Here is a 23,259-nt window from a genome sequence, read left to right on the forward strand (position 1 = left end):
CTGTCTGGGGGGGCCGCTCTCTCTGTGTGGTGTGGGGGCTGTTTGTCGGACCCCGGGCCCGCCCGGCCGCAAAATAAACCCGGCACCGGGACAGTCACGGAAAGCGACTGATATCGGTCACTCCAGCCGGACAGACCTACGGTTCTGTACCGACCGGTGAGCCCTCACCGGAATCGGGCGCCGACCGGTGCGGGCCGGACCTGGATGGGGGTGCAACCCGCCCTGGAAGCTCGAAGCCCCCTATAGCGAACGGCATCACTCCGCCGCGGAGCGGACAGCACAGGGCCCCGGAACCGGCGCAGGGGTTCCGGGGCCCGGTCAGGGAAGCGGGGTGACGTGCCCGCTCGCCGTGCTGGTCAGACGCGGCGCAGTACGGCGACGACCTTGCCGAGGATGGTCGCGTCGTCGCCGGGGATCGGCTCGTACGCGGCGTTGTGCGGCAGCAGCCATACATGGCCGTCCTCGCGCTTGAAGCGCTTGACGGTCGCCTCGCCGTCGAGCATCGCGGCGACGATGTCCCCGTTCTCGGCGACCGGCTGACGGCGGACGGTCACCCAGTCGCCGTCGCAGATCGCGGCCTCGATCATGGAGTCACCGACGACCTTCAGCACGAACAGTTCACCGTCGCCGACGAGCTGCCGGGGAAGCGGGAACACGTCCTCGACCGACTCCTCGGCGAGGATCGGGCCACCGGCGGCGATCCGGCCGACCAGCGGGACGTAGGACGCGGCCGGCTTGCCCGCGGTGTCCGTGGGCTGTACGGACGAGGCCTGGTCTGAGCCTCGGACCTCGTACGCGCGCGGGCGGTGCGGGTCGCGGCGCAGGAAGCCCTTGCGTTCCAGTGCCATCAGCTGGTGTGCCACGGACGAGGTGCTGGACAGGCCGACCGCCTGGCCGATCTCCCGCATCGACGGCGGGTAGCCGCGACGCTGCACCGAGTCGCGAATGACCTCGATCACCCGGCGCTGCCGGTCGGTCAGCCCGGAGCTGTCCGCCCGGATGCCTGGAGGTCGGCCCGGTAGGGAACGCTTGTGCGCCTCTGGGCTCGCGGCTTCGTTCATAGCGTGCACCGGCTCCAGTCGGCCCTGGGAGCGGTCCTGGGCAGTGATGGTGGCACTGTCTGCGGTGGTGGTCACGTCGGCCCCTCTCGATGGTCTCCCTGCTGGACAACGGTAGTTGCTTTCGAAAGGTTGCGCCAAACACACGTTCGAGTGAAAAACCGCGATCAGGCTTTCGCGGTCTTGTCTCGGGGTGTATGGCTGGCGCATTCGGCGGCAGGCAAACGGGCGCATTGTTGTACTGTTCACCGCCGGGGCGCGGCCCTTGTGGGGTCGCCCCAGTCTGCCAGTCGGCGTCCTGTCAACAGGGCATGGGGTTCCACTCGCGCGAGAGTCCCACGCCACCTCCCTGTGGCGCCCACGGTATCCCCCCATGCCTCCCAGGGGTACGGCGCTGCGCGGGTGTGTCCGCCGTGAGCCCACTGCCGGGCGGTGCGCGGGCGCCTGCCCGGACGGTGCCGTCGCACGGCATGCACCAGTAGGCGCGCGACACGCGGTTCGGCGTGTATGTATGAGTCAATCCCCACATCTAGTGGTTGGATTGCATCAGCGGCCCAGAAGTTGTGGTCCCCCGGGTCTCCAGGGCTCCGGAGATCGCCTATGCTGGTGACTGCTTCGAGGGGCCCGAGTGGCCTCCTGAGGTCATTGAGTCTGCTGTGAGGAGGGTTGGGAGATCATGCACTGCCCCTTCTGCAGGCACTCCGACAGCCGTGTCGTCGACAGCCGTACGACCGACGACGGTACGTCGATCCGCAGGCGCCGCCAGTGCCCCGGCTGCACCCGTCGTTTCACGACCGTGGAGTCGTGCTCGCTCATGGTGGTCAAGCGGTCCGGAGTCACCGAGCCCTTCAGCCGTACCAAGGTCATCAATGGTGTGCGCAAGGCATGCCAGGGGCGGCCTGTCACCGAGGACGCACTCGCCCAGCTCGGCCAGCGGGTCGAGGAGGCGGTGCGGGCCACCGGGAGCGCCGAGCTGACCACCCACGACGTGGGTCTGGCCATACTCGGCCCCTTGCAGGAGCTCGATCTCGTCGCCTATCTGCGCTTCGCCTCCGTCTACCGGGCCTTCGACTCGCTCGAAGACTTCGAGACGGCCATCACGGAGCTCAGGGAGACCGAACAGCCCGCGGACGACGAGGCCCGCGCGGACGGTGAGAACGGTGAAGGCACTGTCGCGGGGAGCCGAGAAGACAATCGCGGGCCCGGCAGGACCACCCAGGTCCCCGAGCCCGCCCACGCCGCCGACTGAACCCAGGCGCCAGGACCGGACGGCGGATGCCGGGACCGGCCGGACGTCGGCGATCGAAAACTTGTTGCGGACCGGGCATGAGGGCATCCGCAATACCACACAGAACAACGTGTCACGGGAACATCGGGGCACTTCAGGGCGTTTTCGCCCGTACAGGGAGGCGGCATGACAGAGACGGCGAGCGGTCCGGCACGAGGTTCCCGCGTCAAGGGCACCAAGGCCAGCAAGGGGCTGCGTGTCGAGCGCATCCACACCACCCCCGGCGTGCACCCGTATGACGAGGTGGTCTGGGAGCGCCGTGACGTCGTCATGACCAATTGGCGCGACGGTTCGGTCAACTTCGAGCAGCGCGGCGTCGAGTTCCCCGACTCCTGGTCGGTGAACGCGGTCAACATCGTCACCAGCAAGTACTTCCGGGGTGCCGTGGGCACCCCGCAGCGTGAGACCAGCCTCAGGCAGCTGATCGACCGCATCGTGAAGACGTACCGGAAGGCCGGCGAGGACTACAAGTACTTCGCCTCGCCCGCCGACGCCGAGATCTTCGAGCACGAGCTGGCGTACGCCCTCCTGCACCAGATCTTCAGCTTCAACAGCCCCGTGTGGTTCAACGTGGGCACGCCCCAGCCGCAGCAGGTCTCCGCCTGCTTCATCCTGTCGGTCGACGACTCCATGGAGTCGATTCTCGACTGGTACAAGGAAGAGGGCATGATCTTCAAGGGCGGCTCCGGCGCCGGCCTGAACCTCTCCCGGATCCGTTCCTCCAAGGAACTGCTGTCCTCCGGTGGCAACGCCTCCGGCCCGGTCTCCTTCATGCGCGGCGCCGACGCGTCCGCAGGAACGATCAAGTCCGGTGGCGCCACCCGCCGCGCCGCCAAGATGGTCATCCTCGACGTCGACCACCCCGACATCGAGGACTTCATCGAGACCAAGGTCAAGGAAGAGGAGAAGATCCGCGCCCTGCGCGACGCGGGCTTCGACATGGACCTGGGCGGCGACGACATCACGTCCGTCCAGTACCAGAACGCCAACAACTCGGTCCGCGTGAACGACGAGTTCATGAAGGCCGTCGAGAACGGCGAGCAGTTCGGCCTGCGCGCCCGCATGACCGGCGAGGTCATCGAGAAGGTCGAGGCCAAGACCCTCTTCCGCAAGATGGCCGAGGCCGCCTGGGCGTGCGCCGACCCGGGCATCCAGTACGACGACACCATCAACCACTGGCACACCTGTCCGGAGTCCGGCCGCATCAACGGCTCGAACCCGTGCAGCGAGTACATGCACCTGGACAACACGTCCTGCAACCTGGCCTCGCTGAACCTGATGAAGTTCCTGAAGGACGACAGCCAGGGCCACCAGTCCTTCGAGGCCGAGCGCTTCACCAAGGTCGTCGAACTGGTCATCACGGCGATGGACATCTCCATCTGCTTCGCCGACTTCCCGACCCAGAAGATCGACGAGAACACCCGCGCCTTCCGCCAGCTCGGCATCGGCTACGCCAACCTCGGCGCCCTGCTGATGGCGACCGGCCACGCGTACGACTCCGACGGCGGCCGTGCCCTCGCCGGAGCCATCACCTCCCTGATGACCGGCACCGCATATCGGCGCTCCGCCGAGCTCGCCGCGGTCGTCGGACCGTACGACGGGTACGCGCGCAACGCCGACGCCCACAACCGGGTCATGAAGCAGCACGCCGACGCCAACGGCAAGGCCGTCCGCGGGGACGACCTCGACACGCCGGTCTGGGCCGCTGCCACTGAGGCCTGGCAGGACGTCCAGCGCCTAGGCGAGAAGAACGGTTTCCGTAACGCCCAGGCGTCCGTCATCGCCCCGACCGGCACCATCGGCCTGGCGATGTCCTGCGACACCACCGGCCTGGAGCCCGATCTCGCCCTGGTCAAGTTCAAGAAGCTGGTCGGCGGCGGCTCGATGCAGATCGTCAACGGCACCGTCCCGCAGGCCCTGCGCCGCCTGGGCTACCAGGAGGAGCAGATCGAGGCGATCGTCGATCACATCGCCGAGAACGGCATTGTGATCGACGCCCCCGGCCTGAAGACCGAGCACTACGCGGTCTTCGACTGCGCCATGGGCGAGCGTTCCATTTCCCCGATGGGTCATGTCCGCATGATGGCGGCCATCCAGCCGTGGATCTCCGGCGCCCTGTCCAAGACGGTCAACATGCCGGAGACGGCGACCGTCGAGGAGGTCGAGGAGATCTACTTCGAGGCCTGGAAGATGGGCATCAAGGCGCTCGCCATCTACCGCGACAACTGCAAGGTCGGCCAGCCGCTCTCCGCCAAGAAGAAGGAGCCGGAGGCGAAGGCCGCCCAGCAGACCGCGGCGCAGCCCCAGGTCGAGAAGGTCGTCGAGTACCGCCCGGTCCGCAAGCGCCTCCCCAAGGGCCGCCCCGGCATCACGACGTCCTTCACGGTCGGCGGCGCCGAGGGCTACATGACCGCCAACTCCTACCCGGACGACGGTCTCGGCGAGGTCTTCCTGAAGATGTCCAAGCAGGGCTCGACCCTCGCGGGCATGATGGACGCCTTCTCGATCGCCGTCTCGGTGGGCCTCCAGTACGGGGTGCCGCTGGAGACGTACGTCTCGAAGTTCACCAACATGCGCTTCGAGCCGGCCGGTATGACGGACGACCCCGATGTCCGCATGGCCCAGTCGATCGTCGACTACATCTTCCGCCGTCTGGCGCTCGACTTCCTGCCCTTCGAGACCCGCTCCGCCCTCGGCATCCACTCCGCCGACGAGCGTCAGCGCCACCTGGAGACCGGCTCGTACGAGCCCCTGGACGACGAACTCGACGTCGAGGGCCTCGCCCAGTCGGCGCCCCGCGCCCAGGAACTCAAGGCCGTCGCCACTCCGAAGCCCGACATCGAGGTGGCCAAGCCCGCCCCGCAGCAGGCCCACACCAGCGCGGAACTGGTCGAGATGCAACTGGGCATCCAGGCCGACGCCCCCCTGTGCTTCTCCTGCGGCACGAAGATGCAGCGGGCCGGTTCCTGCTACATCTGCGAGGGATGCGGGTCGACCAGCGGTTGCAGCTGATATCGGGGCATCGAGCCGGGCACCCCGCTCGGCGCACGCGCACCTGACAGGTGATCCGTGAGGAGGGGCGTCAGCATCGCGCTGGCGCCCCTCTTGCGGATCACGTCCGGCACGCACTCCTCTCCGTGCGGGGAGTGCCTCTGCGGATCAGGAGCCGGCCGTGGTGCCCATGGAGCGGGTGAAGGTCGCGGGGTCGTCCTCGTATCCATGAACGCCCGGGTGGAAGTCCCAGGTTCCCGCGTCGTTGCGCAGGAACAGTCCGACCGTCGCCGCGGTGGCACCGAGCACGCCGCCGAAGTCATCGGCGGCCAGGTCGGTGTAGCCCTCCCGGATGCGCAGCTTCGGGTTGCCGACACTGACGAAGGTCCGGCGGTCAGGGCGCTGCTGGATGACGACACCCACCACCACGCGCGCGTAGCGCGGATCCAGCCGCTCGAACTCCACCGTCAGGACCTCGTCCCAGCCGAAGCCCTTGCCGTCCTTGCTGTCCCGGTTGAGGATGATGGTGCCGTCGGGGGAGCGCTTGTCGAAATGCACGACATAGGCGGGCTCGCCCTGTGGATCACTCGCGAGATACGTCGCGGCCACCAGGTCCAGATCGGTCGGCGGTTGCCCCGACGGACTCGGATCCCACTTGACCGCGATCTCGGCCTTGCGGATGCCCTTGGTGAGTGCGTTCACCGGCTGTGCCCCTTCCCCGTACGTATCCACCCCGAACTGCCCCGTGGGCAGGGCCGGTTGTCCATCCTGCCACGCGAAGGCATCAGCACGCGCGCGTGCACTCCCCCGGATCGTGACCGACGACACGCCCTGGGCCGTACGATGGCGCGGTGCTGGTCAAGTGGATTCGCTGCACCGTGACCGACCGCCGGGGGTTCGAGCGGGGGCAGCGAAAGTGGGCGGGGCTTCCGGGAGAGCCGGGTTTCCGGGGGCAGGGAGGCGGCTGGAGCCGAGGGCGGCCCTCGGTCGCGCACATCTTCGCGTTCTGGGAATCCCGCGCCTTCTACGACTCCTTCATGGCCCGCTCCCACGACCGGCTCGCCGCGACCCAGTCGGGCACCTTCAAGGACGCCCAGGTCAGGCTGTTCGACCACCGCTTCGACGTGAAGACCGGCTTCGAGCCCCGCTTCACGGACGCGGACCTGATCCGCGTCGCACTCTGTCGCATCCATGAGGAGCGCGTCGAGAACTTCACCCTCATGCAGGAGAAAGTCTGGAACCCCGCCATGGCGGGCTCGCCCGGGATGATCCGCGGCATGTTCGGGGAGGCACCCGGGCACGAGTTCCTGGTGCTCTCCATGTGGCAGTCGGCCGCCGAGCACGGCAAGTACCGCACGGAGCGGGTGGAACGGCTCGCCCTGCGCGCCCAGACCGAGGCGGACGTGGCCGCGCTCACGGGAGACCTCGTGGAGATGGAGCCGTCCTGGACGGTGTGACGCAAGACGCACCGCGCGGGCCGTCGTCCGCATGGATCGTGCGCCGCGTGTGGCCTGTGGTGCAGGAAATGTGTGACCTACGCCGTATGGAGCCCGTACGACTGCTCGGTACGGCCTCGACCGATCTAGGGTTTTGGCATGGTACGACCACGGCGCATCGTCCTTGTCCGCCACGGGGAGTCAACGGGCAATGTTGATGACAGCGTGTACGAGCGCGAGCCCGACCACGCGCTCGCCCTGACCGTACGGGGCTGGCGGCAGGCCGAGGACACCGGTAAACGGCTGCGCGAACTGTTCGGCCGCGAGCGCGTGAGCGTGTACGTCTCCCCGTACCGCCGCACCCACGAGACGCTGCGCGCCTTCCACCTCGACCCCGAACTGATACGCGCGCGTGAGGAGCCACGGCTCCGCGAACAGGACTGGGGCAACTGGCAGGACCGCGACGACGTACGCCTCCAGAAGACGTACCGGGACGCGTACGGGCACTTCTTCTACCGCTTCGCCCAGGGCGAGAGTGGCGCCGACGTGTACGACCGGGTCGGTGGCTTCCTGGAGAGCCTCTACCGCAGCTTCGAGGCCCCCGACCATCCGCCGAACGTGCTCCTGGTGACCCATGGACTGGCCATGCGGCTGTTCTGCATGCGCTGGTTCCACTGGACGGTCGCGGAATTCGAGTCGCTGTCGAACCCGGGGAACGGCGAGGTGCGGATGCTCGTTCTCGGCGAAGACGGCAGGTACACACTGGACCGGCCATTCGAACGCTGGCGCGATCCGGAGCCCTATGGAATCACTGGATAGAGTGGCAAGGCGATGACCGCTGACTCCTCCCCCGACCGGCGCCTGGAGCGCGCCCTGGCCAGCCTGCGCGGACTTGCCGTGGGGGACGCGCTGGGCTCACAGTTCTTCGTCCCGGTGAACCACCCGCTGCTCAAGCGCCGCGAGCTGCCCGCCGGCACCTGGCAATGGACCGACGACACGGAGATGGCTTGCTCCGTCGTCACGGTCCTCGCCACGCACCGCCGTATCGACCAGGACGTGCTGGCCGTGTCCTTCGCCGAGCGCCACGACTTCGACCGCGGCTACGGCCCCGCCGTGAACCGGCTGCTGCGCCTGGTCAGGGAAGGCGGCGACTGGCGCGAACTCTCCGCCGCTCTGTTCGGCGGGCAGGGATCCTGGGGCAACGGCGCGGCGATGCGGATCGCACCGCTGGGCGCCTGGTACGCCGATGACCCCGAGCAGGCCACTCACCAGGCGGAGATCTCCGCCTACCCGACCCACCAGCATCGTGAAGCCGTGGTCGGCGCCATGGCCGTCGCCGCGGCAGCCGCGCTCGCCGGATCCCCCAGCGGACCGCCCAGCCCCGAGGAGCTCCTGGACGGCGTCATCGCCCTGATCCCCAGAAGCGCGGTCGGCGCCGGACTGCGCCGGGCCCGCGACCTGCTCGACTACGACGACGCCGCCACGGTCGCCGCGGTGCTCGGCTGCGGACGGCGTACGACCGCCCATGACACCGTGCCCTTCGCTCTCTGGTCCGCCGCACGCTCCCTCGGCGACTACGAGCGGGCGTTCTGGACGACCGCGCAGGTCGGCGGCGATATCGACACGACCTGCGCCATCGTGGGCGGGGTACTCGCCTCGGACCAGGCGGGGACACCGCCGACCGCCTGGAGCGAGCGGGTGGAGGCGTTGCCCGGCTGGATGGCGGGGGTTTCCTAGTCCGAGAGGGCCTACGGGCTCCGTCCGCAGGCCGGTGGGCTTTCCCGGCGGTGGGGCGTGGCCGCTCGGCCATGGACTCGTCTCTCTGCCTGCCTCTGGCGCATCCGTGGAAACTCTCTGTGCTCGACGGGAACTCTCCGTGTTCGGTCGGTCGTTCCCACTACAGCCACTCCGGGGCGAGTGTGAAGGTGGAGGGTCGTAGGGACGCGGGGGTGATCATGGTGCGTGTGTTGGTGTACTGGGGCGGCTTGGGCCTGCTCCCGGTGGTGGTGAGCGTGGTGTGGGCTGCGACTTGGTGGCGGGCGCACGGCTGGCCGGTGGGCGGTGGGCGCACCCCGGAGATGCTGGCCACCACTGCGCGGCGCCGACGTCCTCCGGGCGGGGTTCTCCCGTTGCGACGAGACTCCCGACCTCGGGAGCGTGCGCGGCGCTCTCCTGTAGTAGCCGGGCCGCGGGGCGTGCGCCGCGAAGTCCTCACGGTCCGGATCCGCCCTCCGCGCGGTGCTTCACGAATGCGATCCGATGCGGGCCGAGCGCTTGCGCGGCCTGATCCTCGGCGGAGTGATCGGGCCCACTGCCAAACTGCCGGAGGGGGTCTTCGGTACTGGAAGAGACCGTGGATGGGCGCGGCCCGGCGACGCAGACAGTGGTGTCCTCGGCGCCGGGTCGGCGACGGTGATGTGCCGCTCAGAGGTTTGTCTGAGCGAATGGAAGGGCCTCAACAGTGAGGAGTCGGCCGACGAGTTGAGGATGTCCGTGCCCCGACCGGACAGCCGGCGGGACCGGCTCCCACCTGCCGGGTGGGCCACTCCGGGAGGCGGGGTGTCACTGGGGGATCCGGGCGGCGTAGGCTAAGGGCGCCATGCCGTACGAACCGCCTACCCACACCGTCGAGCGCTCCCTCCGCGCCACGACCGGAGCGAAGATCATTGCCGGTGTCGACGAGGTGGGCCGGGGCGCTTGGGCCGGACCCGTCACCGTCTGCGCGGCGATCACCGGACTGCGCCGGCCCCCCGAAGGTCTCACCGACTCCAAGCTGCTCACCGTCAAGCGCCGTACGGAACTCGCCGAAGAGTTGCGGACGTGGGTGAAGGCCTACGCCCTCGGGCACGCTTCCTCCGACGAGATCGACCAGATGGGCATGACGGCCGCGTTGCGCCTGGCCGCCGTGCGCGCGCTGGAGACGCTGCCGGTCCGACCCGACGCCGTGATACTCGACGGCAAGCACGACTACCTCGGGACGCCGTGGCAAGTGCGTACGGTGATCAAGGGGGACCGGTCGTGCGTGGCCGTCGCGGCGGCCTCGGTGATCGCCAAGGTTCAGCGCGACAAAATGATGGCCGAACTGGGTATCGACCATGCAGACTTCGGTTTTGCGGACAATGCCGGGTATCCCGCACCTGTGCACAAGGCCGCACTGGAGGAGCGGGGACCCACCCCGTACCACCGGTTGTCGTGGGCGTATCTTGATGCGCTGCCCCAGTGGCGGCACCTCAAGAAAGCCCGCAGTTGGGCGGAGGGAAGCGTTCCGGAGATCGAGGGTCAGCTCGGCTTCGATTTCTGACGTTTCCGCTCGCACGTATGTGCCACCCGCCCGTATGTGCCGTACCAATGTTTGATTAACATCAGCTCATGCCTCTCATCCCCGAGGAGCCTCAGATTCACGAGAGTGCCCAGGGTCCCCGCGCCACCCCGGCCAGCGGCCGTACCGCGCCGACCCCCCGTCCCGTACCCGGACCCCGCCCCGCGGCTCCGTCGCGTCCCGGTCGTCCCGGCCCGCTCCGGCCGGCACCGCCCGTGCAACGCGCGTCGCGTGACGTGGCTCCGGCCCAGCCCGCACCGTCGGGCCCCGCTGCTCCCGCCCCGACCTCGGCGGCCCCGCAGATCCAGCTGATCCCGGCCTCGGTCGAAGGCGCCCTCGACGCCGCCGAGGAGGCCGTGGACCTGCTGCTGGAATCGGGCCGCGCCCCCCATGACGTACTCGTCATCACCACCGGCGAGCAACACCCGTGGGCAGCGCACGAGCTGTCCTTCGGAGAAGCCTCCTACTGGGCGCAGCACGACGCGCGCGACGACGTCTTCTACACCGACGCCGCCATGGCGAGCCGTGCCGCTTCCCGTCCCGTTGTCGTGGTCGCCGTCAATGGCGGTTCCGACGCCACGGCCGCCGCAGCGCTGCCGCTGGCACTCAGCCGGGCGGGTGCCCTGCTGATCGTCTGCGGTGACCCCAAGAAGATCAACACGGTGCTGGGCGCGGGCGTCTAGCCCGGCCCGGTGTCCGCCGAGGACCACGACGGGGCGACCACCGCCGCCACGGTGGCATGTGCACGGAGGACGCACCGGCTTTTGCCCTGACGGGGCACGACAGGCCGGTGCTTCGCTGTGCCCGTCCGCAGGCATGGACCGGTGCCCGTACTGGTCTGTCCCGTGATCCGGAGATTCGGCCAGCCGGTGCTCCGTTGAGTGACCGTGCGGGGGTTCGTGTGTCCGGGCATTCGCCTGTCCGGACAGAGGGGCCGCCGTCCGGGCATCCCGACGGGCAGAGCTGCGGCGAGGGCAGGGAAGCCGTGCGGTCGGCCGGTCCTCAGCGGGCCGCGACGCGGCTGAGGATGTCCGACGCGGCGCCCCCGGTGCGCGGCAGCGGAGGCGGCGCCTCGGCGGTGGCGAAAGGCTCGGGAACCGACCCGATACTGGGCCGGCGTCCACCGCGGCCCTCACCGAGTACCTGCCAGCCGTCCCGGGTCAGCGTGATGTACGCCCCGCAGCGCAGCCCGTGCAGCGTGCAGGCGTCCCGCAGGCCCCACATCCACGCGCCGTCCTCCTCCGTCCAACGAGCGTCGCCCTCCCGGCAGTAGATCAGCACCGCCGTGCGCACCGGAGTGCGGCGGCGCAGGTCGTGCGGGATGACCCGGCGCAGTTGGGAGAGCAGGGCGTTGCGCAGCATCCAGCCGTCCGCCGGGGCCGATCGTCGCTTGAAGGACGCGCTGGCCAGCAGTCGCTCGTCGGGATCGAGCACCGCCACGACAGCCGTGAGCGGCAGGGGCCGGTGCCGGGCGTACAGTCCGCTGACGACCTCCCTCGGATTGCGCAGGAGGGGGATGCCCGCGGCTGCCCACTCAGCCGGTTCGAGCGTACGGGCCAAGGGGGTGGTGGAGGCGGCGGACAGGTGGGCCGAGGACGACGTAGATGCTGCGGAGGACGGAGCGAATCCGAAGGTCACGATCCTCCCTTCGGCTAGGCGCCCGCACTGCGGGCGGGGTCTGGTCGGGGGAGCGCACACCGCAGCGGAGCCCTTCCGGACCATGGCCGGGCCGTGCGGGGAGCGAACCTCAATTCTTCCTGTCGAACTGGGATGCGGCAACGAGTAAATGGGGTCACCGACCCGTATCTGCTGCTGCGTGGCTTATATCCCTGCCCACTGTGTCACCAGATGACGCCTGGTGCGGGGGCACACTACCGGGGCCTCCCACAGGTCACGCGTGTTTCCGGGTGCTACCGCGGGGCGCGCCGCCCTGTCATGGTTTCGCCCGTTCAGCCCTTGACCGCAAGGACCAATCGCGACACGCCCACCCGAGGACGGTGCCGCCGTCCGGGCCGGGAAGTGGCCGATTGTCAGACCCATCGGGTTGCATGGAGACATGGACGATCAGGACCTGCGTGCGGAAGCCGATGCCATCCTCGCCGAGCTGGTGGGTGACCCGGGAGGGCCGGCGCGGTTGCGGGAGGACCAGTGGCGTGCGGTGGCCGCTCTCGTACAGGACCGCCGACGCGCGCTGGTGGTGCAGCGCACCGGCTGGGGCAAGTCGGCGGTGTACTTCGTGGCCACCGCATTGCTGCGCCGGCGTGGCTCCGGTCCCACGGTGATCGTCTCGCCCCTGCTGGCGCTGATGCGCAACCAGGTGGAGTCCGCCGCGCGGGCGGGCATCCGCGCGCGCACCATCAACTCGGCCAACCCGGAGGAGTGGGACGCGATCCACGACGAGGTCGCGCGCGGCGAGACCGATGTCCTCCTCGTCAGCCCCGAGCGTCTCAATTCCGTCGATTTCCGCGAGCAGACGCTGCCCAAGCTCGCTGCCACGACCGGTCTGCTGGTGGTCGACGAGGCGCACTGCATCTCCGACTGGGGCCACGACTTCCGCCCCGACTACCGCAGGCTGCGCGCCATGCTCGCCGACCTGGCCCCGGGCATCCCCGTACTGGCCACCACGGCGACCGCCAACGCGCGCGTGACCGCGGATGTGGCCGAGCAACTGGGGACCGGCGCCGGTGAGGCCCTGGTGCTGCGCGGCTCACTGGAGCGGGAGAGCCTGCGCCTCGGCGTGATCCAGCTGCCGGACGCGGCCCACCGGCTGGCGTGGCTGGCCGAACATCTGGACGAGCTTCCGGGTTCCGGGATCATCTACGCCTTGACGGTCGCGGCGGCCGAGGAGGCCACGGCATTCCTGCGGCAGCGCGGCTTCCCGGTGGCGTCGTACACGGGCCGTACGGAGAACGCGGACCGCCTCCAGGCCGAGGCCGACCTGCTGGCGAACCGGGTCAAGGCCCTGGTCGCCACCTCGGCGCTCGGCATGGGGTTCGACAAGCCCGACCTGGGCTTCGTGGTCCATCTCGGCTCACCGTCCTCGCCGATCGCCTACTACCAGCAGGTGGGGCGCGCCGGGCGAGGTGTACGACACGCCGATGTCCTGATGCTCCCGGGCAAGGAGGACGAGGCGATCTGGCGCTACTTCGCCGATACGGCGTTCCCGCGCGAGACACAGGTGCGCCAGACCCTCTCCACCCTCGCCGACGCGGGACGACCCCTGTCCGTCCCCGCCCTGGAAGCCACGGTGGACCTCCGGCGGACCCGGCTGGAGACCATGCTCAAGGTGCTCGACGTCGACGGGGCGGTCCGACGGGTCAAGGGTGGCTGGACCTCCACGGGCGAGCCCTGGCACTACGACGCCGAGCGATACGCGCGGGTGGCCCGGCAGCGGTCGGCCGAGCAGGAAGCCATGCGCGAGTACGTGCGGACCGACCAGTGCCGTATGGAGTTCCTGCGCCGGCAACTGGACGACCCTGAGGCCACACCGTGCGGCCGTTGCGACAACTGCGCGGGGATCTGGATCACGTCCTCGGTCTCCACCGAGGCGCTGACGGGGGCGGAGAAGGAGCTGGACCGGCCGGGCGTGGAGGTCGAACCACGCCGGATGTGGCCGACCGGGATGCCCGCGCTGGGTATCGACCTCAAGGGCCGTATCCCGGCCAAGGAGCAGTGCTCCACCGGTCGCGCCCTGGGGAGGCTCTCGGACATCGGCTGGGGCAACCGACTGCGCCCGCTGCTCGCGGAGAACGCGCCCGACGGACCGGTTCCCGACGACGTCCTACGGGCCGCTGTGGCCGTCCTGGCCGACTGGGCACGCTCCCCGGGCAGCTGGGCGACGAGCGGACCGGACACCGCCGCGCGGCCCGTGGGCGTGGTCGCCATGCCCTCGGTGACGCGCCCGCTCCTGGTCGCCTCGCTCGCCCAGGGAATCGCCAGCGTCGGGCGCCTGCCCTTCCTGGGCACCCTGACGTACACCGGGGACGGACACTCGGTACGTCGCAGCAACTCCGCGCAACGCCTGAGGGCGCTGTCCGGGGCGTTCACGGTCCCCGAGGAACTGTCCGGAGCCCTGACGGTCGCGTCGGGACCGGTGCTGCTCGTGGACGACCGCACGGACTCAGGGTGGACTCTGGCGGTGGCCGCACGCCTGCTGCGCCGGGCGGGGAGCGGGGAGGTGCTTCCGCTGGTGCTGGCTGCCGCGGGGTGAGGCAGCTGCGGCGGGGCGGGTCGTTTGTGGCGAGCAGCCGTTCGTGGTTGGGAGCCGTTCGCGCCGCCGCCGATGTCTACGGCAGGGCTCGGCAGGCGGCTACTTCCGTGACGTACATGTTCTCGCGCGCGACATGACGGAAGTCCTTGTCGAGAGCCGCCGTGCTGGACAATCAGACGGTGTTGCCTATTCTGAGGCCCTGGGAATAGCTGAGGGATCTGAAACGAACCCGTCTCGGGTGCTCATCCGCGTTTCTCTCCTGTGGTGAGCGTGGGACGGCTCGCGTTGTGGTGGAACGGCCGGAGTAGACCTACGAATTGACCCTCCGTGACGTGTCCCTGATCGAAGTTATCCACAGGCTCAAGCGGAGTATTGGAATCCGCGAGATCGTCGAGACATGACGAACCACAGCGAATCCACGGGGTCCTTCGACAGCCGCGATGTCAACGGCCAGGTCAACGACCACATCAAGGACGGCCCGAGCGACAGCAAGGGTATCGACGAGGGCAAGGGCATCAGCGACAACCTCACCGCGTACGTCGGGCACGGCGGCGCGCAGCAAGTCACTCTCCGTACACCCGCCGAACTGGCGGACGCCCTGCCCTACCTGCTCGGCTACCGCCCCGAAGACAGCATCGTGCTCGTCGCCCTGTACGACAAGAACGGGCGCGGACGCCTCGGCGGGCGGGCACGGCTCGGCATTCCGACGAACCCCCAGGACTGGCCCTCCGCGGCCAAGCAACTGGCGGACGGCCTGGTGACGGGCAGTCGGCGCCGAGGCCGTCAGCCCGAGCAGATGGTGGCCTATGTCTGCCAGGAACCGGCGCCGGGCGAGACCGGCCAGGACGTGATGAACAGGCTGCGCGAGCTGGCCCAGCACCTACGCGTGGAGTGCGGCCTCCTCGACGTACCGGTGATCGAGGCACTCTGCGTCTCCGACGGCCGCTTCTGGTCGTACTGCTGCTCCAGGCCCGACTGCTGCCCGCCCGACGGCGTTGCCATGGGACTGCCGGGCACCTCGGTACTGGCCGCGGCGGCCACGTACGCCGGACTCCAGGTCCGCGGCACTCTGCGCGAGCTGCGGGCGAGGCTGCTGCCGCTGGAGACGGCCGCCGCCCTGGAGCAGGAGAGGGAACTGGACAAGGCCGGTCTGTGCCTGGTCCCCAGGATCCTCGACGACACCAGCCGGGCGAGTGTGGCGGCGGAGACCGTGGAACTGGCCGAGCGAGTCATGCACCGGTTCACCGCGGCGCCCAAGGTGTCGGGCACGCTCCTGGCGGATCTGCACGACGACGAACAGCTCACCCACAAGGAGGCCGCCGCGCTGATCCTCGGTATTCAGGACCGCACGACACGCGACCGTGTGGCGGAGTGGATGGAGGGCGACGAGGCCGCACCCGCCCTACGGCTCTGGCGCGCCCTCGCCCGCCGCTGCGTGGGCTCCTACACGGAACACGCCGCAGCACCGCTCACCCTCGCCGGCTGGGTCGCGTGGTCGACCGGCGACGACCTGGAGGCCCGCGAGGCGCTGGCCATGGCCCTGGGCGCCGACACCGACTATCTCTTCGCCCGCCTTCTGCATCAGGCGGTCAATGAGGGACTGGAGCCGGAGTCGATCCGGCGATGCCTTCGGTCGGAGCGGTCGGAGCGGTCGGAGCGAGTGGATCGGGCTGAGCGGGTGGAACAGGGGATGGGAGAAGCGGGTCGTACCGGCCGCACAGGACGTACGGAGGATGAGTCGGCCAGTGATGCGGAGTGGGCCCGGCAGGAGGCTGCTCCCGACCCCGAAGCACCCCGTCTCACCGTGATTCCGGCGAATTCCGGTGAGCCCTCCGCCCTCCCGTCTGCGGCTCCCGACGTGGCCCTTTCCAAGCGTCGGAGGCGCCCGCGACCTGTCGGCGGTGGCACCAGCCCCTCGCACACCGCAAGCCCGGACGGCCGTACGCCAGGCGCCGACGCGCGGCGGACGTCGGCGTCCCTGAGCCGGACCCGTCCGGGTGCCCCGAGGACACGGACGCGGCTGCGCACAAGGGCGGGTGAGGCCGTCGGAGGCATCCACGCTGGCGCTGACAGCGACCAGCCTGGCAGCGGCGGTTCTGATGCCGAGGAGTGAGGGGGCTCTCCTGAGGTGGGTGACCGGTCGGGTGATGCCGAGGGTTGTCGCTGGCCGGTTTTTCCGCCGACACTCGGGCACGTCGACCCGTAGTGGGCGTGATCTGGGAAAGCCTCGTCCCGATTACCTGAGTGGCGGAACGCCCGGACGCGCGGTGCGTCCCTACTGCCGACCCCGATGCGCGGCCCTCCGCCACCGCCCGCCCAACCCACTCGGTTCTCCAGGGTCACCGAGTCCATCCCACTCGCCCGACTCGCCCGTACCGCCCGCCCTGCCCATCCCGCCCCACGCGCGCCGAGCGCAGAAGAAGCCGCCCATGCCTCCGCCCACCCCGCCCTCGGCCACCGACGACCGCTCTAGCTCCGATCGCCCAAGTCTCCTGAGCCCGGACCACTCACCCTCCACGCACACCGAAGGCAGGTACGGACGCAGGGACGGCCTCGTCACCGCACCACCCCGAGGCCGCGTCCCCGTTGCGCTTCCGGGAAATGACCACCCTCCGCCACGCCCAGGACAACCACGCCAGGCCGCGACCGCTCCGTCGGCGGTGGCACCGGCCGCCACGACCTCTCGCCCGCGCCGCTCCGTCGGCCTGCCGCCCACCCACTGCACCCTGACCTGTGTCAGCCTCCCGGGCCTCGCGGTCTCCACGGAGCACGGCCAACTGATCGGGCACGGCCTGGATGGCTTCTACCGCACAGGCCGACGCTTGTTCTCCCGCTGTGAGGTCCGGGTGGCCGGGAGGGAGCCCCTCGCGGTGCAGGCCCGTATGACCGCGGCCGACACCGCACGCTTCGCGGGAACCTTGCGCGCCTCGCCGGAGCCCGGTCCGGACCCGGACTTGGACCCGGACGTGATCGTCGAACGGGTCTGTCGCGCGGACGGCAGAGAGCGGATCACGCTGCGGAGCGCTGCCCCACGCCCGCTGAGGTTGCCCGTCGACGTGGCGCTCGGGACCGATCTGGCCACCTTGGCAGCCATCGGGTCTGGCACGACCGGACCGGAACTCCTCGCCGGTGTCCGTGGCTCCGGTCTGCGCTGGTCGTCCGCGACCGGGACCTCCTGGGTGGTGGAGGATCCGTCGCCCACCGACGCGCTCGCCTCCGCGAGACTGCTGTGTTGGGAGTTCGAGCTACCGCTCCGTGGGGTTGCGACCGTTGAACAGCGCGTGACGCTGGACGGCGCCGGGCCGGTCCCGGCAGTGGGGCGAGCGGCGACGAGCCCACTGGCCCCGGCGAGGGTGGCGGGGGACGCCCCGAGAGTCGGTCCGCTTCTGAAACCAGCGTGGACGACCTCGAAGCCCTCCCGCTGCGCGATTCCGACCGCCCCTCCGACAGCTATCTCGACTCCGACAGCTATCTCGACACAGGCGCACCCTGGCGCGGCGGACCGGCCCCGGCCGAGACCCTGGACGCCGCCAGAACGGCGCCCAGCCGCTCGCCACCCGGCTGGCTGTGGCACGCTCCGCGCCCTCGCACGCACCCAACTACCGGCCCGGGGCGGCGATCCGGCATGATCCCTGGCCTGCTGCGGGACGCAGGCGGGCACCTGCCGCCCGTCTGCGCCGGCACGGAAGCCACGCTCCTCTTCCCCGCCTTGCTCGCAGAGGCCCGCCGCTGGGGACTGCCCAAGCAGGACACCGAAGAACTGCTGCCGCCAGCTGAGCGGTGTCTGACCTGGCTGCGGACCACAGTCGGCAACGGCATCCACGTGCCCGACCCGCAGCCCGGTGGGCCGGTCCGCTGCGAGACGCAGGCCCACGCCCACCGGGCCGCAATGCTCGGCGCGAACCTGCTCGACGCCTACGGCAGACCCGGCGGGGATGAGCTGCGGCAGTGGGCCCAGCGGCTGCGGACGGCATTCCGCCAGGGATTCTGGATCGATGACCTAGGCGGCGGGTGGCGCGGGCACCCGATGGACGACTCATCCCCGCACCTAGGTGCGACAGTCGCGCATCTGCTCGATAGCGGCCTGCTCGGCGGAGGAGCGCAGGCGCCCGGCCTGCTGGACAAGGTGCAGACGGAACAGGCTGCCCGGTTCCTGGGCAGTCCGCTCATGGACTCCGAGTGGGCACTACGGGGGCTGGGCGCGAAGGAGGCCGGTCACCACCCGTTCGGGCACCGCAGCGGAGCCGTACGCGTTCATCAGACGGCGGTCGCCGGGGCGGGCCCGGCGGTCGCTGAGTACGAGAAGGAGGCGACGTCGCTGGTGGGGGGCCTACTGGCGGCAGCCGCCGTGGTCCTGCTGATATTCACACTCGCCGAGATCTGCCCCGACGCACTGGCCGGGCCGGCACCGCTGAGAACCCTGCGCCGTGCGCCGCTCGGCGGGATCGGCCTCACGGACCTCACCGTGGCCAGCCGCGCCCTTCCCCGCGCGCCTCAGTCGACTCGGTCTCGTCATGTTCGAAGCGGCGGCCGACGGCCTCCAACTGGGGGCGTGATCCCCCATGGCCCGACGCGATCCGGGGACGAAGAGCGGCCGGTGAGAGCCATAATGGGCGGAACAGGCCCGGGCGGCGATGCGGCCGGCGAAGGGCGTGTTTATCGTCAGGCAGACGACTATGATCACGACATGCCCTACGACCCGTCAGCGTTTCCGCCCTTTGCCGTCACCGTGGACCTGGTCGTCCTGACCGTGCGTCGTCACGCTTTGTGCGCGCTGGCGGTGCGCAGGGGCGAGGCGCCGTTCCAGGGGCGGTGGGCGCTGCCTGGCGGTTTCGTACGGGACGACGAGGATCTGTCGCAGGCGGCGGCGCGCGAGCTGTCGGAGGAGACCGGGCTGTGTGTGCACGACCCGGCGGTTCCCGCCACGGACAACGGCGCCCACCTGGAACAGCTCGCCACCTACGGCGACCCCAAGCGGGATCCCCGAATGCGCGTGGTCAGCGTCGCGCACCTCGCCCTCGCCCCCGATCTGCCCGCACCACGCGCGGGCGGCGACGCCAGCAACGCGCGCTGGGCGCCGGTCGAGGAACTGCTGAAGCAGGGCGGCTATGGCCGGGACGGCGAGCCCGTCGCGCCGCTCGCCTTCGATCACGCCCGGATCCTCTCGGACGGGGTCGAGCGGGCCCGGTCGAAGATCGAGTACTCGTCGCTGGCCACGGCGTTCTGCCCGACCGAGTTCACCGTGGGTGAGCTGCGACGGGTGTACGAGGCCGTGTGGGGTGTGGCCCTTGACCCGCGCAACTTCCACCGCAAGGTGACCGGCACGCCCGGGTTCCTGGTCCCGACGGGCGGCACGACCACGCGCCAGGGCGGGCGTCCGGCACAGTTGTTCCGCGCCGGTGGCGCCACGCTGCTCAACCCGCCGATGCTGCGCCCCGAGGTATGAGAAGGCAGCGCCCCGGAGCATGCCCGCCTGCCTGACACAGCGGATCCAGTCGTGCCGTCCTGGCCGGAACTGCCCGAAAAAACGGACATAGCGCGCTATCTTGCTGCGAGTGATCCAGGCGTTCGGACTGACCAGTAATCCCCGCAAGGGCCTTCCGCCCGTCGTCGACGATGTCTCCTTCGAGGCACGGGCGGGCCGGGTCACCGCGCTGCTCGGAGGGGAGGGCGTGGGCAAGACGACAGTGCTCCGGCTGATGCTCGAACTCCAACACGGCCGTGGCGCCACCTACTTCCGAGGCCGCCCCCTGCATCGCATCGACCATCCCTCGCGTGAAGTGGGCGTACTCCTCGGCGATGTGCCCGGCCACCCCGCCCGGACCGTGCGCGGCCATCTGCGGATGCTGTGCGCCGCCGCGGGGGTTCCGGTCCGGCGGGCCGACGAGGTCCTGGAAGTGGTCGGCCTCGTCAGCCTGCGCGACGAACGGCTCGGCACCCTCGCGCGCGGCATGGACCGCCGCCTCGGCCTGGCCTGCGCCCTCCTCCCCGACCCGCACACCCTCGTCCTGGACGAACCCTTCGACGCGCTCTCCGCCCGCGAGAGCAACTGGCTGTACGGCACGCTGCGGGCGCACGCGAGCCAGGGGGGCACGGTCCTGCTGACCGTGACCGACCCGAAGGAAGCCGCCGCCACGGCGGACCAGGTCGTCACCCTGGAGCAGGGCCGGATCGTCGCCGACCAGGAGGCGGCCGACTTCGCCCGCACCCGGCTGCGCCCCCGTGTCGCCGTCCGCAGCCCCCACGCCACCCGTCTCGCCGCCCTCCTAACCAAGGAGGCCCGGACCGCCCACCGCTCCGTCGAGGTGGTACGGGAAGACGGCAACCGGCTCTCCGTGTACGGCAGCACCTGCGCCGACATCGGGGAGACCGCCTTCCGCCACAGCGTCCTCGTCCACCAACTCGCCGACGAGGTGGGCGACATGGGGCCGGGTGCCGGGGCCGGCTCTGACACCGGCGCGGGTATCGGCACGGACTCGCGGCGATCGGGTAGGGAGGAGATCCACAGCGGGTCGGAGCTGCCCGGCGCCCCGGCCGCAAGCGTCTCCAACCTGATCCCAACCGCCACGCCCCGAGGGGCTGTACCGGCCCAGGAAGCGGCGCCGGCCAGGGAAGGCGACGCGGCGGTCCGGGAGACTGTGCCGAGCCACGATGACCACGACATCTCTGACACCGGGGCGCTCCCGACGCACGGTGCCCAGGCTCCAGGCAGGGCGTCCGGCGGCACCGAGGGCGCGGGAGTTCCCCGGCCGACAGGTCGCGTCGATCCCGTGGTCTCCTCCCCCCTCCCGCCCCCCTCCCGCCCCGCCCCCCACCCCCTCCCCTCCACACCCCACCCCACCCCCACCACCCCCCGCTCCCACGACGCGCTCCCCGATCTCCCGCCGCCCATCTCGGTCCGCCCCGCTCCCAGCCCGTTGCGTCCGCTGCGCTACGAGCTGCGTCGGGCGGCGGGAATCGGGACGGGATTTCTCACGGCCGGCGCCGTGCTCGTCGTCTCCGCCCTGACGGCCGTGGTCATGGCCCGGATCGGGCACACGCCGCAGGCCCGGCTGCTGGCCGCCTGGCCGCGTGAGCTGCCGTTGCCGCCCGCGGCGATCGGTGCGGGGCTGCTCGGTGCGCTGGCCTTCGGGGACGAGTTCCGCCACCCCGCGCTGGCGGCGGACCGCGGCACCGTGCCCCGCCGGCTGGGGCTGCTCACGGCCAAGCTCCTCGTCTCCGCCGCCACCGCGCTGTTCCTGGCCGCCCTCACGGTGGGCTGCGACGCCGAAGTGCTGTATCTCGTATACGGACGGGAGGTCGCGCAGGTTCCCGAGGGGTGGCTGTCGCTCGGCGCGAGCTGGTTCGCGCTGGTCGTGGGGTGCGCCTGGGCCGGGGTGCTCGCCGCGGGCATTTTCCGGTCCACCACCGCCGGGCTCGCGGCCGTGGTCGCGGTGCCGGTCGTCGTCGTACCCCTCGTACAGAAGGTCTGGGAGGGACCGTCCGTGCGAACCGCGGCGGGCTTTCCGATGCGGGTGCGCGAGGTGCTCCTGGCGCAGTGGCCCTTCGGCGGGGAGCGGTATCTGGACGCCGCGGCGAAGGTGATCGCCCAACCCGTCGGCAGTGCCCTGACGTTGTCGCTCACCGCGCTGCTCTGCGCGTATCTGCTCACGAGCGTGCGCAGCCGGGTCCGATGACGACCGTGCGAGCCCGTACGGAACCGGGATGCGCACAACTCCCCGCGGAAAGCCCATTTCTTTCCGATAAGGCGTCAATTGCGACGGGGTGAGCGATCACCCTTTCGTGTGCTTTTCACCAAAGCCCTCAAGGGAGTTGGGGACAGCGCCGACAAAGGATCCGTGAGTACCCTTGCGCACACCATGATGACCCCCGCCCGTTCCGCCGACTCTCTCTCCGGTCCGGGCGACCTCAACCGCTACCCCTTCGCGGAGGCTCCCGCCGCCGACCGCGTCGTGGCCCCCGCCTGGGAGGGCGCGGACCCCGAACTGGGCCGGGTGGGCCGGCGTGCCGCGGGCAGCCGCGGACGTGGACTCCACGGCCAACTCGTCCAGCAACTGGGCCAGATGATCGTCTCCGGCGACCTCGGTGCCGACCGCCCGCTCGTGCCCGAGGAGATCGGCCAGCGTTTTGAGGTCTCCCGGACCGTGGTCCGCGAGTCCCTGCGTGTCCTTGAGGCCAAGGGCCTGGTCAGCGCGCGGCCGAACGTCGGCACGCGCGTGCGCCCGGTCAGTGACTGGAACCTCCTGGACCCCGACATCATCGAATGGCGGGCCTTCGGACCGCAGCGCGACGACCAGCGCCGTGAGCTGAGCGAGCTGCGCTGGACGATCGAGCCGCTCGCCGCGCGGCTGGCCGCCGGGCACGGCCGGGAGGACGTGCAGCAGCGCCTCGGCGACATGGTCGAGATCATGGGCCACGCGCTGGCACAGGGCGACGCGCTGACGTTCTCCCGCGCGGATTCCGAGTTCCACTCCCTGCTCATCCAGATCGCCGGCAACCGCATGCTGGAGCACCTCTCCGGGATCGTGTCCGCCGCCCTTCAGGTGTCCGGCGGCCCGATCGCCGGGTGCGAGCGGCCCAACGAGGCCTCGCTGGCGCACCACGCCAGGATCGCCGAGGCGCTCGCCACGGGCGACGGTACGGCCGCCGAGACGGCCATGCGTCAACTGCTCACCGTCCACCCCGAGGTGGAGCGCGTGGTGCCCGCCCCGCGCGAGCACTGACGCGGCTCCGCGCGGACGCCGTGGCCGGAGGTGCGCTTCATCTCCTCGTGGTATCGCCCGATCCTCGTGGTACCGCCCGACCCTTCCTTGAGGCACCACCCGGCCGGGAAGCCGGCTCCCGGGGGCGCCCGCGCGGGCTCCGCCGCGGCGGGGGGGGGGCCGGCGCCCCGGGGGCGGGGGGGGGGACGGGGGGCGTCGCGCGCCGGCGCTCGGGGGGGGGGGGGGGGGGGGTGC

At 70.6% G+C, this 23,259-nt stretch carries 15 protein-coding genes and 1 pseudogene; 13 read left to right on the forward strand and 3 right to left on the reverse strand.

What is annotated here, in order from left to right; all coding sequences use genetic code 11:
• Positions 1-356 precede the first annotated feature (356 nt).
• Positions 357-1,136 carry a transcriptional repressor LexA gene (gene lexA / locus ACFXAZ_RS08505; RefSeq protein WP_384586669.1) on the reverse strand — a complete coding sequence of 260 codons (780 nt, stop codon included), beginning with the start codon at positions 1,134-1,136 and terminating at the stop codon, positions 357-359.
• Positions 1,137-1,734: 598 nt separating this feature from the next.
• Between lexA and nrdR the strand changes: the two genes are divergently transcribed.
• Complete coding sequence (nrdR, locus tag ACFXAZ_RS08510) at positions 1,735-2,307, forward strand: transcriptional regulator NrdR (protein ID WP_384586671.1); 573 nt, start codon at positions 1,735-1,737, stop codon at positions 2,305-2,307.
• Between the two features lie 165 nt (positions 2,308-2,472).
• Positions 2,473-5,358, forward strand: a complete 2,886-nt coding sequence (locus tag ACFXAZ_RS08515) for a vitamin B12-dependent ribonucleotide reductase (RefSeq protein ID WP_384586673.1) — start codon at positions 2,473-2,475, stop codon at positions 5,356-5,358.
• Between the two features lie 147 nt (positions 5,359-5,505).
• Here ACFXAZ_RS08515 and ACFXAZ_RS08520 read toward each other — a convergent pair whose 3' ends face one another.
• Complete coding sequence (locus ACFXAZ_RS08520; RefSeq protein WP_384586675.1) at positions 5,506-6,039, reverse strand: TerD family protein; 534 nt, start codon at positions 6,037-6,039, stop codon at positions 5,506-5,508.
• 149 nt (positions 6,040-6,188) lie between these two features.
• Between ACFXAZ_RS08520 and ACFXAZ_RS08525 the strand changes: the two genes are divergently transcribed.
• The 5 genes from ACFXAZ_RS08525 (at position 6,189) to ACFXAZ_RS08545 (ending at position 10,775) form a co-directional block, all read left to right on the forward strand.
• Positions 6,189-6,794, forward strand: a complete 606-nt coding sequence (locus tag ACFXAZ_RS08525; protein ID WP_382692445.1) for a YdbC family protein — start codon at positions 6,189-6,191, stop codon at positions 6,792-6,794.
• A 138-nt stretch (positions 6,795-6,932) separates the two neighbouring features.
• Positions 6,933-7,592 (forward strand): histidine phosphatase family protein, encoded by a 660-nt coding sequence (locus ACFXAZ_RS08530; protein ID WP_384586677.1) that lies wholly within the window; start codon positions 6,933-6,935, stop codon positions 7,590-7,592.
• Between the two features lie 12 nt (positions 7,593-7,604).
• Positions 7,605-8,510: an ADP-ribosylglycohydrolase family protein gene (locus ACFXAZ_RS08535; RefSeq protein WP_384586679.1), complete on the forward strand. Its 906-nt coding sequence runs from the start codon at positions 7,605-7,607 to the stop codon at positions 8,508-8,510.
• Between the two features lie 862 nt (positions 8,511-9,372).
• Complete coding sequence (locus tag ACFXAZ_RS08540; protein ID WP_384586681.1) at positions 9,373-10,074, forward strand: ribonuclease HII; 702 nt, start codon at positions 9,373-9,375, stop codon at positions 10,072-10,074.
• A gap of 68 nt (positions 10,075-10,142) precedes the next feature.
• The gene (locus ACFXAZ_RS08545) at positions 10,143-10,775 is read left to right on the forward strand and encodes a hypothetical protein (RefSeq protein WP_384586683.1); all 633 of its coding nucleotides are present in this window, start codon (positions 10,143-10,145) and stop codon (positions 10,773-10,775) included.
• 319 nt (positions 10,776-11,094) lie between these two features.
• On the opposite strand, the gene ACFXAZ_RS08550 is transcribed toward ACFXAZ_RS08545, so the two are convergent.
• The gene (locus tag ACFXAZ_RS08550) at positions 11,095-11,730 is read right to left on the reverse strand and encodes a hypothetical protein (RefSeq protein ID WP_384586685.1); all 636 of its coding nucleotides are present in this window, start codon (positions 11,728-11,730) and stop codon (positions 11,095-11,097) included.
• 418 nt (positions 11,731-12,148) lie between these two features.
• Between ACFXAZ_RS08550 and ACFXAZ_RS08555 the strand changes: the two genes are divergently transcribed.
• From ACFXAZ_RS08555 to ACFXAZ_RS08580, 6 genes and pseudogenes are all read left to right on the forward strand, one after another.
• Positions 12,149-14,302 carry a DEAD/DEAH box helicase gene (locus tag ACFXAZ_RS08555; RefSeq protein WP_384586687.1) on the forward strand — a complete coding sequence of 718 codons (2,154 nt, stop codon included), beginning with the start codon at positions 12,149-12,151 and terminating at the stop codon, positions 14,300-14,302.
• 397 nt (positions 14,303-14,699) lie between these two features.
• Positions 14,700-16,415 (forward strand): DUF4192 family protein, encoded by a 1,716-nt coding sequence (locus ACFXAZ_RS08560; RefSeq protein ID WP_384586689.1) that lies wholly within the window; start codon positions 14,700-14,702, stop codon positions 16,413-16,415.
• Positions 16,416-16,731: 316 nt separating this feature from the next.
• Positions 16,732-18,858 (forward strand): annotated as a pseudogene (locus tag ACFXAZ_RS08565) (glycogen debranching N-terminal domain-containing protein).
• A gap of 131 nt (positions 18,859-18,989) precedes the next feature.
• On the forward strand, positions 18,990-19,748 hold the full coding sequence (locus tag ACFXAZ_RS08570; protein WP_384586691.1) for an NUDIX domain-containing protein: 759 nt from the start codon (positions 18,990-18,992) through the stop codon (positions 19,746-19,748).
• A gap of 109 nt (positions 19,749-19,857) precedes the next feature.
• A complete protein-coding gene (locus ACFXAZ_RS08575; RefSeq protein ID WP_384586693.1) occupies positions 19,858-21,978 on the forward strand; it encodes an ATP-binding cassette domain-containing protein in 2,121 nt (706 codons plus the stop codon).
• A 162-nt stretch (positions 21,979-22,140) separates the two neighbouring features.
• Positions 22,141-23,025: a FadR/GntR family transcriptional regulator gene (locus ACFXAZ_RS08580; protein ID WP_384586695.1), complete on the forward strand. Its 885-nt coding sequence runs from the start codon at positions 22,141-22,143 to the stop codon at positions 23,023-23,025.
• The last annotated feature ends 234 nt before the right edge of the window (positions 23,026-23,259 follow it).

This window comes from Streptomyces sp. NPDC059477 (genome assembly GCF_042749375.1).
Classification (GTDB): Bacteria; Actinomycetota; Actinomycetes; order Streptomycetales; family Streptomycetaceae; genus Streptomyces.